At 44.6% G+C, this 12,853-nt stretch carries 4 protein-coding genes, 1 tRNA gene and 1 pseudogene; 2 read left to right on the top strand and 4 right to left on the bottom strand.

What is annotated here, in order from left to right:
- Positions 1-67: 67 nt before the first annotated feature.
- The 4 genes from PJF56_RS18805 to PJF56_RS18790 all read right to left on the bottom strand — a co-directional run bounded on the left by PJF56_RS18805 (position 68) and on the right by PJF56_RS18790 (position 11,964).
- On the bottom strand, positions 68-505 hold the full coding sequence (locus tag PJF56_RS18805) for a hypothetical protein (RefSeq protein WP_283764243.1): 438 nt from the start codon (positions 503-505) through the stop codon (positions 68-70).
- A gap of 264 nt (positions 506-769) precedes the next feature.
- Positions 770-1,192 carry a hypothetical protein gene (locus PJF56_RS18800; protein WP_283764242.1) on the bottom strand — a complete coding sequence of 141 codons (423 nt, stop codon included), beginning with the start codon at positions 1,190-1,192 and terminating at the stop codon, positions 770-772.
- A 143-nt stretch (positions 1,193-1,335) separates the two neighbouring features.
- Positions 1,336-1,743, bottom strand: a complete 408-nt coding sequence (locus tag PJF56_RS18795; protein ID WP_283764241.1) for a hypothetical protein — start codon at positions 1,741-1,743, stop codon at positions 1,336-1,338.
- Between the two features lie 15 nt (positions 1,744-1,758).
- Positions 1,759-11,964, bottom strand: coding sequence for a putative Ig domain-containing protein (locus PJF56_RS18790; RefSeq protein WP_283764240.1), 10,206 nt, complete (start codon positions 11,962-11,964; stop codon positions 1,759-1,761).
- 393 nt (positions 11,965-12,357) lie between these two features.
- Between PJF56_RS18790 and PJF56_RS22265 the strand changes: the two are divergent.
- A pseudogene (locus PJF56_RS22265) lies at positions 12,358-12,561 on the top strand (zinc ribbon domain-containing protein); the annotation flags it as partial.
- A gap of 161 nt (positions 12,562-12,722) precedes the next feature.
- Positions 12,723-12,795 (top strand) — tRNA-Ala (locus PJF56_RS18785).
- Positions 12,796-12,853: the final 58 nt, after the last annotated feature.

Here is a 12,853-nt window from a genome sequence, read left to right as displayed (position 1 = left end):
ATTTTTGATTTTTCTCCTACTACTAGCTCTATGATTGATACTCTTCTGGCTGTAGCCCTTGACTTAATTAATCCGAAACATTTAAGAAATTGGTTTGCTCATTGTTGCTACTGTACCTCATAACAGCGCGAAGCGCTGTATAATAGCCAAGATAATCTCGCTTTACTGTAAGTGATACCAGATCTTTTAAAACAAGTGGATATTCTTGAACTGTCGATTTATGTAATGTCCCGATAATACTAACACTGTCTTGATAAGCAACTCCTCCACAATATTCGGGAACACTTGCATATAATTGTTTCATCAATAGTTCTGGTTCTTCGATAAGAATTGATTCGTAGAGGTTGTTGACACTGTCTTCATTAGGTGAAACATGAATTTTTATTATAGATTCTTTCCCCGAGGAAGGAAGATAGAAAATTTCACTAGCTAACATAAATCCTTCTACTTCAATTTGCATACCTATTAATTTCTTTTGATTAGCTAAAACCTCAAAAACTTTCATTATATATAACCTCGTAGCGATATTCTGTCGTCCCTTCCTCAGTAGTTACCGATCGCAGAGTTCCATCTGGGTTATACTCGTAGACAATTTCCCGATTCTTGGTTTTTACTGTAACCTGGTTCGAGTTGTAGACATATTCAAGACTTGCTCCATATAGTGAATTTGAATACGAATGAGACACCACGACATATCTACAACGACGGTATCTGTAGGGGCGAACGGCCGTTCGCCCCTACAACCATGTCTCATTGCTATTGCAATCGACTATAACTCTCGAATATGATCTGGAACAAAATTTAGCGGTAAGTCTTCTAATCCTCTCCAGTTAGAAGGTATATATTTATGAATTCCTATTTCTGGAAATCCATTGACATAAAGTTTTTCATCGAAATCTATAACTATCCGTAGTGGCCAATTGTTTGAACCATCATATTTCAATAAATTTTCTACATCCGATAAACAAAGCTCATATTCTTGAATTGCCTCCAAAAAATCAGAAAAATTTTCTTCATTTATCGTAAACAAATTATTACGAAATACAAATTGGCTTTGAAATGTATTGTGGCCAGGATCGTAACTAGCATAATCTAAAATCCATTCAGCTACAGTACACAGAAAAAAACGCCAATCCGATTTATATCTAATTGCACCAAGTAGATCGCTCGGATCTAGTGCTTCTAAGTTCATTTTTACCTCTCAACTTCAGCAAACGTCGAACGAATTAACTGATTGAGAGAATTATAAACATAATCCGTATCTCCTTTGAGAGTATCTCCCTTATACTCTAAATTCCCCACCTCATTATCCGATCGGTAATTGAAAAAAGAGAGTTAAATCTTATTTTGCATTTTTTTTATCCATGAATCAATTCTTGGGTTGCCTGTCTCCACTAATAAACTGGCTATAAGAGGATCAATTCGCTCTTCAATGTCTAAAAATGATTCATCTTCAAGATAACGATTAATATTCCACCATTTATCAAAAAGCTCCCATTTTATAAGGTCTTCATCGAAGATTTTTTTATATAATTTATCTGATAAATATTCAAATCTTAAATTCATCAAAAACAGTAATTTTACTTCAATTATATCTTCTTCTGTTGTACTAGCCCTATTATAACTCAAAACTACTGTTTCACATAATATTTCTGCTAATTCAGAATCTAAATCTAACTTAGATAATTTGGTCTTAAAAGCATCCATTGGAGTGATTACATAAAGTGCTGGTAAAAGTATCATATTCTTACAAATCTATTAATTCCAAATTGTACTCATTTCATATCGAAAAGATCGGCTTAGATCATATTTTTTCTTTCGACTTCTTCCCCAATAGTCGTTGATACGTTCTCTAGCAAACTTTTGATACTCTTCAGAAAATTCAAATTTGTCTGCCAAACGCAATTCATATTCGTAAGCTCCTTTTTCAAAGTAATCTCGATATACGGCTTTAAATGGTGTTTTACCTTGCAATTGTAGTCGCCTAATTTGTTCAAAATGCCTTGATTCATGTAAGAGATCGAGATAAGTAAATTGTTTTGGATCGAGCTCAATCATTAGCTGAGTTGTGCCTTCTATATAGCTAATTTCAGCATGTGTTCCTATCTTCAAACTAGTTTCAACAACTGTAATACCTCGTTTTTTTAGATTTTTGACCCATCGTTGATAGGCATTCGTCCGAATTCCTAATATATCAAATATAGGATTACCTGTTGGTGGGATTTGACCTAGAGCGCCAGCACCACTACGCAGTTTAGAAAAAATTCGAGAAAAAGATTTAAATTGAGTTAGCTTTGCAACAAAGGGTAGTAAGGGAGGGACAATGGCTAAACCAAGATTTATACCAAAGTCAAATACTATATTATTGAGATCATAATCTTTTCCTTGTGAATAGTCAAGAGTCGCAGAAATTAAATAACTATAACTATCGAACTGTATTGATGCCAGAGTATTACGAATCTGCCGTGCAGCAGCAACTTCTCCCAAAGAAAACAACCCAGTAGGATCGATATTATTAACCGGATTAGCATGAGCATAAAGATACTTATGCAGCGTCATCGGTTCATTTAATCGTCCTTCATAAGTATCGCGTCTGGTAAACCTGCCGACTTTTGGATCGTAATATCGCTGTCTTAAATAATATTGCTCTACATTCGGATCGTACTGTTCTCCTGCAAATCGATAAAGATTGAGAGTCTCTCCAGTAGAATCAATGAGATTTCCATAAGCATCATAGGCGTAACTATCGGTGAGAGCGCTACTTGCATTGCTCAGAGCTATCGTACTTCCTAAACCATCGACATGATAGAAATAACTGTCTTCTCCTTGTGCCTGAGAAATTAAGTCTAGTCCATATACATAGCTAGATTTTAGTTCTCCTTGTTGATATTCTTCGATAACTTGACTGTAAGGACGGTTGCTATCTATTAAATAGTTAGTCTGGACTCCATTCACAGTTGAGCTAACGCGAATATTTTTGTCATTATAACCGTAGCTGATACTATCTCCATTCGGGGTTTGGACTCCAATCAAACGATTCTCATCATCCCAGGTGTAAATAGTTTTATCCGTACCGTTCTCTAGGCGAGAAATTAAATTACCGTTGTTATCGTACTTGTAAGTAGTAACTCTATTTCCTTGTGTTTCACTGATGAGAAGATTGTTCTCATACTGATAAGTAGTTAATCCTTCGAGAGAGTCTTCTTTTCTTAATCGATTCCCCACCTCATCATACAGATAAGAAATCGTCCGCTCTCCCTCAACCGGATGAGTAATCTTCTCCTCAATTACTCGATTCAAATCATCATACTTATACTCAACTAAACGACCTTCATGGTCAATAACTGACTGACGATTTCTTACATCATCTACCTCATAATCAAAACTCGCCAATACCTCTAAAGTTTCCCCCGTATTCGACTCAACCTTCACCGTCTCAATCACATCAATGCGTCCCAAGGCATCATATACAATCATTTCTGCCGTATCGTTAGGAAAGAGAGTCTTAACTAACGCACCATTTTCGTACTCGTAAACCGTCGTGCCTTCATTGGTAGTTACTGAGGCGAGATTACCCTGTTCATCATAAGCGTAACCTATCTCCCGACTAGGAGTTTTTACGCCAGTTAAATACCCTTCCTCATAAGAATATTCTAAACTTGTACCGCTCTCTAAATACGGTCCTTCTGGGTCAGTTCTAGAAATCAGTTGTCCCAATTCATCATACTGATAAACCGTCGTTCCCCGCTCGCTCGTAATCGTCTCCGTGCGCGTCGTGTCATCATAGTCATAACTAACCGAAGTTCCAGAAGCCAGCAGCTCTTTGTGCTGCAAGCTGCCACTCTCGTCATAAACATACTTAATCGAATCCCCATTAAAATCGGTAACCGTAACCGAATTTTCCTCATCATTATAAGCAGTCGTAGAACGCTTGCCATCCGGTAAAATAACCGCAGTTAACCGATTCTGCTCGTCATTATATTCATACTTCGTCACTTGACCCAGAGCATCGGTAACCTGCGTCAGTTGTCCGTTTTCATCGTACTTGTATGCCGTTTTTCCTTGCAACGGGTCGATAACGGCTTTGAGCTGTCCGCTCTCATGGTATTCATAACGAGTAATGTTATTATTGGGGTCAGCAAAAGTAACAACTCGACCTAACTCATCGTAAGTATTGCTCCAACTGGTGCCTTCAGCATAATAGGTTTCCGTGCGCCGATTTCCGGCTGTATCGTAGGTATAGCGCACGAAGTTATTCTCGTCGGATTTAACTTCAATTTGCCTGCCGATGGCATCATACTTATATTCTGTTCTGTTATTTTCGCTGTCAAATTCGGCTTTAATTCGACCATCTTGAGGATATTCGGTACCGCTATAGGCGCGACTGTTTAAATAGGCTGGAGTTTCTAGGGGAAATACGACTTGTGTCCAGTCGATGGTTTCTGCGGTTTCATTAGGAGCAATAACGGCGAGCAGTTGTTCGATTTGGTTGTTGGAATCATCGGGATAAAGGGTTTTCGTCAGTCGTCCGGCTACGTCGTATTCGTAATAAGTAATGCTGCCATCGGCGCTAAGGCTGGCGCGCTCTCTTCCTCCTTTGTCGTAGAGGGTGACAGTTTTGGAGTTATCTGCATAAAGGGTTTCTACGAGTTGACCTTTGTTGTCGTAGCGATATTGAGTGGTTACTCCATTAGAAATAGTGGCGGTTTGATTGCCATTTTCATCGTATTGGTATTCAATGGAGCTATCTCCTTGGGTCTGTTTGGTCATGCGACCTTGGTCGTCGTATTCCCATTCGGTGATAATAGTTTGCTGGCCTTCAGGAGTTTGAATGGTGAGGGTTTCTTTGGTTTGTAAACCGTTGCTGTTGTATTTGTATTCTCCTTTATTTCCTAGGACATCTTCTAGAGTTTTGACATTACCATCGCTGGTGTAGCTAAATTCAATGGTATTGGTGCTGGTATTTAACTCAATTAGATTACCGCGATAATCGTAACCATACTTGGTCTCATTCCCCAGAGCATCAACGCTAGAGATAAGATTACCGCGCGCATCGTACTTGTAAGTGGTGGTATTCCCCAGAGCATCGGTTTCGCTCAACAGGCGATTATACTGACCGTAAGTGTAATGAATGGTATTGCCCAGGGCATCCGTTTCTTTCAGTAAATTGCCCCAATGGTCGTATTCATAGGTGGTTTTCCATCCTTCTGCTCCACTTTCTTGAGTATAAACTATCTCGCTTATTACCTGATTCTGGTCGTACGCGCGCTCTATCTTCAGTCCCGATGGTTGAATTTCCTGGGTGATATTGCCATTCTGGTCGTAAACATAAAATGTCTCTTCTCCGTACAAGTCTTTAACCACCTGGGTTTGACTTTCGGTATCGTAAATGAGTTCAACGGCTTCCCCATTCACATCTATCGTTCTGGATAAGCGACCATCTTCCCCATACTCGGCGCGTATTCCTTCTCTTCCCAAGGGGTCTTCTATGCGGGTGAGATAGTGGGGGCGCTCTGGGTTTTCGTAGTAATATTTAGTTGGGTTTCCTTCTCTATCAACGACGCTAACTAAGTCTCCGTTTTGGTCGTAATTGTAGTGTATTTCTTCTCCTGCGGGGTCGATGACTTTAGCGATTCTACCTTCAGCATCGCGCTGGAATTTTACTTCTACTCCGGTAGAACTGACGATACCAGCATCGGAGTAGTTGAGGGTGTTGCCATTTAAGTCTTTTACCTGCAATAAGTCTCCAGAGCGCGCATCTATCTGGTACTCTATGCCCTCATCTGTGGTGAGCGCATACTTGCCGCCAAAGGAGTAATGCTCTGGATTATACTTGAGTCCATTTAAGGCGACATACTCTCCATTACTGTTGCGCGTTAGACGCACGTCTTCGACTCTTAGGGTTAATCCTGACCCTTCTGGTGAGGTAAACTGGGGACGGAACCATCCTCCTTCTCCATTGGGTGAGGTGACAAAGCGGTTCAAACGGTCTGGAATGGGAGCAAAGGTGAAGGTTTCTCGCTTTCCTCCAGGGAGGGTGATGTAGACTTTCTCTCCTTGTTTGAATCCGTTGTATTGTCCTAATAGTTGTTGCTCTTCTGATGGGGGACGGATGCTTGTTTGCAGGTTGGTGTCGCGGAATTCTAGTCTCCATCCTTGACCGAAGTTGTCTTGCTCGCGGGCATACAGGCTATCATAGGTGCGGGTGACGCTGATGGGTATTCCGGTTACTGGGATTTCTAAGTCGGTGAATGAGAGTTGGAAGTTGCCTAGTTTTAATTCGCTATCAACATCTACTTCTGTCTGAGTGAATGACTCAAAGTTGTTGTTGTCGATGGCACTGACGCGCAGGGTATATGCACCGTTAGCTAGGAGGGTGGGGTCGAAGGTTCCTAATTTACCCTCTTGCACTTCTCCTTGTTTCTCGAAGAGGGTGATGAAGTTATCTGTTCCTAGGGGTGCGACTTCTACTTTATAGGATTGTAATCCTTCAGGTGCTTCTATTTCTCCCAAGAGTTCTGTGGCTTCAGAAATCTCTCCTTCAGGTAAATTGAGGTTAAAGTTAATACTTTCTTCTCCAGGAAGGGGAGAGACGGTAAATTCAAAGGTTTCTGTGGTTTCATTCCCGGCCTTATCGCGAGCCGTGGCTTCTATGATGTAGAGTCCAGGAGCGGCAAATGTCCATTGCGCGCTTCCTGTTGCATCTAGAGGAATGGGAGTACCATTAATGGTTAAGCCTTTCTCTGCTATGCCTAGATTATCGCTTCCTTGCACGGCAAAGAGGACTTCTTGGTTGGGATAGGCGAAGTCAAAGCTTTGGAAGAGATTAACTTGAGGGTTTTCCTCATCTCGGCTTACCTGTAGGGGTATCGATTGCGTCACGGTTGCGCCATATTCGTCGGTGACTGTAGCTTCAATGGAGTCATAAGTGCCTTCTCGAGCGTCCCAAAATATACGACCTTGCCGGTCAATGGTCATGCCTTCTGGCGCTCGGCTTAACTGGTAGCTTAAGTTGTCGCCTTCGGGGTCTATGGCTCTGATATCATAGCGGAAGGTTTGTCCTTCTAAGAGTTGAGTATTGGGTGCGGATAGGATAACGGGGGCGCTGTTGTCTCGCACGTTAAGGTAGAATCCTTGTACCCCTTGCAACCCTTGAGAGTCAACGGCTGCTACTTGGACTAAATGAGACCCGACTTCTGATGCGGTGGGTGTCCATTGTAGGAGTCCGGTTTGGGGGTCGAGGATAAGATGGTCTGGACTTGAGAGTAACTGATAGGTAAGGTTTTCTCTGTCTTCTGGGTCGAGGGCGCTGAGTTGATAGGTATAGTTTTGACCGGGCGCAGTGCCGTAACTTAATGGCGTGGAGGTGATGGTGGGGGCTAGATTTCGGGCGGTTGCTTCGACTTGTAGGGTATAGCGGTGGGTGGTGGTTGCACCTAGGGAGTCCGTAACGAGGACGGAAATTGGCTCTGACCCGGTGCTGGTTGGAGTCCAGGTGATGACTCCATGCTGGTTAATTTCCATGCTGGATGGCGCTTGGTCGAAGCTGAAGGTGAGGGCATCGCCATCGGGGTCTTTGGCTAGGACTTGATAGAGGTATTGGGAGCCGACACTGGTTTGGGTTAGGGGAGTGGAGGTGACTAAGGGAGCAATATTTGTGCCTCTGGCGGTGAGGGTAAATGCTGCTCCTGCGTAGCTTCCTTGAGCGTCGGTTAGTAGCACGGCTACTTCTTGTTCTCCGAGTTGCTCTGCTGTGGGAGTCCAGGTGATTTCTCCGGTGGTGGGGTGAATGGTCATGCCTTCTGGCGCTCGGTCTAAACTCCAAAGTAGGAGGTCTCTATCGGGGTCGCTTCCTTGCATCTGGTAGCGGTATTCTATGCCTAGGGTGGCGCTAGTGGGAGGAGCGGCGGTGATTTCTGGGGGGTGGTTTTCTCTGGTGTGGCTGACGGTGAGGTTAAAGGTTTGACTGTCTTCTCCTGTGCGTCCATCATTGACGGTGAGGGTGATTTGGTGAGTGCCTAGGTGCTGGGCTTGGGTAGGAGTCCAATAGATTTGACCTTGTTGGTTGATGGTGATGTCTAATGCTTCGGGTGCTTTTAGGGAGTAGGTGAGTCGGTCTCCATTGTTGTCAGTGGCTTGGATTTGGGCAATGTAGGGTTGACCGATAGTGGCTGTGGTTGGCGGTGAGGAGAGAAGGCGTGGTGCGCTGTTTTCGGTGTTTTCAAGGACTTCTAGGGTGAGGGTTTGGGTGGTGCTTTCTCCTTGCTCGTTTTCTACGGTGATGAGGATTTGATGGACTCCAGGGATGGGGGTTTGCCAGTTTAGGAGTCCGTTGTTGTCTATGGTAATGCCGGATTGGTCGCTCTCGACGCTGAAGGTGAGGTCGTCTAGGTTGGCATCGGTGGCTTGGATTTGATATTGATAGGGAGTGCTGGCGTTGAGGGGGGTTGAGGGGGGTTCGGAGGTGATGACGGGAGGGGTTTCGAGACGGGCGTTGACCTGGAAGGCTTTGAGGTCTATGCCGCCATTGCCGTCGTCTACGCCGAGAATGACTGAATGTGACTGTTGGCTTTGTTCTAAGGTGGGAGTCCAGATGAATGTGCCGGTTTGGGTATCGACGCTCATGCCCTCTGGGGCTACGGAGAGGAAGTAGGTGAGGGGGTCGTTATCTGGGTCGCTGGCTGTGGCATCGTAGCGCCAGAGTTCTCCCACAGAGGCTGTTTCGGGGGCGAGGTTGGTAAAATTGGGAGGGCGGTTTTCTATTTCTGCTGAGGTCTGCTGTTGGGTAAAGTCGAGCTGGGTGAGGGTTTCTCCTGCTGCTAGGGAAATGAGGTGCTGGGATGATTCGGGTGCGGTGGTTGTCCAACCGGGTTTTGAGTCTATGGCAAGGGTATAGTCTCCAGGGGCGAGTCCGGTGAAGGTATAGTTTCCGTTGGCATCGGTAAGGGTGTTGGGTTCTCCAGTATCGCGCTTTTGGTTATGATTTTGGTCGAGATAGACGCGCCATCCTGCTAGTCCTTCTTTGTTGCTCAGGCTGACTTGAACATTATCTAATCCCCAACTTTCATCGGCAATGGATTGGTAGGTATCGCCGATAAAGTCTAGGGCTAGTTCTTCATCTGTATGGTCGAAGGTGAAGGAGAGTCGGTAAATGGCGTTTCCATATGGGTTGGGATAAAATCCTTCTGGGTCGAGATCGAAGGCTCCAGTACCTCCAGGATGGAGAATGCCATCTTCTATATTGTTCGGATAAGCTTGATGGAAAGAATCCCATCCATAAACGTTCTCATAATTGCTCCCAAATGTGGTATTGAGTAAGGTCTGGCCATCGACGACTTGTAACTTCCAGCCATCGGGATGGTGGTCTGTGGGCACGTACCGGGTGTCGCTTCCATCCCAGGAGCCGATAATATATAAATCGAAGTCAAGGGTGACTTGTTCGTGTGAGGGTAAATTGGAAAGATTGAGGCGAGTTTGGTTGAATTCTCCAATTTGGAGATGACGACCGCCATATTTGCCGAGGAAGGAGCGCGCAATGGTAGGGTCGTTGTTATATTGACCGTTATCCCATTCGCTCAGGGGTTGTTGGGTGTCTTCAAAATCATTGGTGTAAAGGACTTGGGTCTCTCCTTGGGCATAAATTTGACCGGAAAGGCTTCCTGATGTTTGCGATAGGTCAATGGTGTAGGTTTGCCTATCGACTCCTCCGCGTCCATCTTCTACTTCTACGGTTACCTCTTGCGAGTTGGAGAAATTAAGTTGGTCAGCAGTGGCAACAAGAATATCGTCATAACTGAATCCATCACGATTATTGTTAGAATTAACTAAGGTTACCTGGGTAAATGGATTCTCCGTATCGATCAAACCCACATAGAGTGCAGAGCCGGAATAGTCGTTGTCACTGTGGGGAATCTCGACTGTTGTAGTGGTTCCATCAACGTGAGTCAGATCAACAGAAAGAAATGCACCTTCACCTTTAAGATCGGCAAAGTCGGTGGCAAAGAACCCTAAAGCAACTTGAGGTTGGTCAAAAGCCAGTTGGGGATCTGAGCTGCGAAAATCATGTATGTGAGTGACCCCGGAGAGGGGGAAAGAGCCATCTAAGGTTGTTCCTGCTGAGGTTTGTTTAATATCAACGTAAGGATGTGAACCGATCAACTGAGCATTCATTGACGATTCATCAGTACCGACAAAGGCTAAATTGTTATATATACGCCCGCCATGAGTATACTGCTCTAAATCAGCTAAATACCACCCATCTAAATTAGACAAAAACTCAGAGCGTGCTTGCTGGGAATTGGGAATGGCAATACGAGTAGAGTCGTTGTCAAACTCGGACAAGTCTTCCCCAAAGAACAAATGGACTCCATTGGGTAACTGGGTTCCTCCTTCAATGAAAGCGTCGGGAACTTGCCAGGTTATTTCTCCAGTTTCTGGGTTGATGCTCGTGCCTTCGGGTGCATGGACTAACCCATACACTAAGTCATCGTTGTCTGCATCAAGGGCATTGACATGATACTGATAAACTCCTGGAGTTTCACCTGGACTGATGGCTAATTTCGTTTGGGGTTGGCTAATAATAACTGGAGCGGTGTTTCCTGCTTCCGGTTGCACGAGAATGCTATAGTGCTGCTCGACTTCTCCTGCTTTACTGTCGGAGATGCTAACTGTTACTTGATGTACTCCTACTTGCTGGCTATTGGGAGTCCAAGTTATCTTGCCTGCACTGTCTATTTCTAACCCTTCTGGAGCGGTGATGCTATAGGTTAAGTTGTCTCCATCTGGGTCGGATGCGAGGACTTGATATTCGTATTCCTGGTTAACTCTACTATCGACAAGGGGGAGGGAGCTGACTTCTGGAGGACGGTTGGGGGGCGGTTCATCTCCTAAATGAGGACATTGAAGTTCTGAGATAATGCGCTCTCCGGCTTCAGTTTCTTGCCAGTTGGCATCAGTATCAATTAGGTTTTCGATGGGGGAAATGCCGACGGGGGTGGCTCCTTTGAGGGTGAAGATGATATCGTTGTAGTCGCGATCGCTCTTTCTCTCTAAGTCCACATCTTCCCAACCATACCCGCAACCGTCGTCTCCTATTTTCACCAGTGCCTCTCCCTCTAAACTGAATAGGGGCGCTCTAGCTCCTGTGACTGCTGGGTTATCTAAGACTTGCTCTATGCTCCCTTTGGGCGCTAACATGATTCCCAGGCGATCGCCTCTTTTAAAGGAAAGGGTTTTCTCTCCCAGGTATTCCCCACTGTTCCAATTGCTTGATTCTACCAGTTCGTCGAGCTTGGCTCCTTCTGTGCGATCGCTAATGGCTATTGCTCCCCAGTCCGAGTCCGATAATACTCTCGTTGCCGCTTCTTGGATAAATCCCGGACTCTCTGGCTCTATTTCTGCCATCTCTCGCAAGCTAAATAAACCGACTTCTCCTTTATATTTGCCCCCATCAAAGATAAAATTGACTTGGATTTGTCCGCTTTCGCCAACAACGAAATACCCAGAGTCCACATCCAAGTACCCCAGTTCTGCCATGGGTTCAGTTGCTTTAATTTCCACATCGCTCTCTAGGTTCTCTTCACTCTCTTTTGCTGGCTCTAAGGAGTCATTTTCTGGCAGGGAACTACCTTCCCCATCTTCCGCGCTCATGCTTTTTGGAAGGGAAGTGAAAAAGGGCAGTTCTTCTTCTATTTCATAAAGGGTTTCTTCGGCTTCTAAGGGATTTTCTAAGCTTTCCCATTCTTCACTCAATGGCTCCTCTATTCTCTCCGGTTCTTCTGGAGTTGAAGGCGCTGTATCTTCCAGTGCATCTGAGTCAAGATCTGGAGTTTCTTCCCCCGTTTCGATATCAATTAAGGCTGAAGGCGTGAGAATAGGTTCGAGAATGAACGTCTGGGAGTTCCCAGAATGGCACTGATTTGCTCTGACTCGGTTTTTGTCGAATAGTTTTTTGAAAAAATTCATTCTTTCCTTCCCACACCCAAAATTAGAACCATCGGTTTATTGCTGGGAAATTTTCCATCACAAAGCCCTTGTTTTTGATGCTCTTCAGAGACAAAAAAATCGCTTTCTTTGATCTCAAAGCCTCGCCAACAATGGAGAATTTATTTAGATGAGTATTACTGAACTTGCTATAAATATTCCCACGACCCAAAAGCTCTGGTCAATCGTAGAAATTACGCGATTATTATTGCTGGAATCCCTAAAAATCAAAGTACTTGCACTGAACCACAAACGATTGCCTTTGGGGGAATACAGCGCTTCGCGCTAGGCAAGAGGCAAAAGGCAAAAGGCAAAAGCTTGTGTACATCAGGGTTAGAGAGTTTGATCCTGTACCTCATTACAGCGCAAACTGCTGTATCTATTCGTTCCGTTGTTTGTCTTAATTGCGGAACTGAACATGATAGAGATGAGAATGCTGCCAAAAACATAGAAAAAGTCGGGGTAGGGCATACCCACGACTCTAAATGGACAAAGAACGGGCATAAGACCAGGGTTTCTGGCAATCCGATAGCTTTGTCAAACCAACCGTCAGTTAAGCAGCTTAGTCTGTTTGATTAGCCGGAGAATTCCCGTCTCTTTAGAGTGGGGAGTATGTCAATCGATAATCCTTTGATTACTTTATCGCTTTCTGGGGGGCGATCGGCCCAGGAGGATAAAATTTTTTCGGTCTAGGTCTTGACAAACGATTCTGAATCAAGGCATACTAATAAATGCACTTCGGGGCTATAGCTCAGTTGGTAGAGCACCTCAATGGCATTGAGGGGGTCACCGGTTCGAGTCCGGTTAGCTCCATCCCCGATCGCGCAATACGTCTGGCTGTTTGCCCAAGTCCGGGCTGCGGGGAGCCGCC

This window comes from Roseofilum halophilum BLCC-M91 (assembly GCF_030068445.1).
In the GTDB taxonomy this organism is placed as follows: Bacteria; Cyanobacteriota; Cyanobacteriia; order Cyanobacteriales; family Desertifilaceae; genus Roseofilum; species Roseofilum halophilum.
Note: the sequence above shows the minus strand (reverse complement) of the source record. Positions and strands in the feature narration are given on the sequence as shown.

Bases quoted from the DNA above. Each gene is read 5' to 3' on its own strand.
- PJF56_RS18790 (WP_283764240.1), bottom strand. From the start codon at position 11,964: ATGAATTTTTTCAAAAAACTATTCGACAAAAACCGAGTCAGAGCAAAT.
- PJF56_RS18795 (WP_283764241.1), bottom strand. From the start codon at position 1,743: ATGATACTTTTACCAGCACTTTATGTAATCACTCCAATGGATGCTTTT.
- PJF56_RS18805 (WP_283764243.1), bottom strand. From the start codon at position 505: ATGAAAGTTTTTGAGGTTTTAGCTAATCAAAAGAAATTAATAGGTATG.
- PJF56_RS18800 (WP_283764242.1), bottom strand. From the start codon at position 1,192: ATGAACTTAGAAGCACTAGATCCGAGCGATCTACTTGGTGCAATTAGA.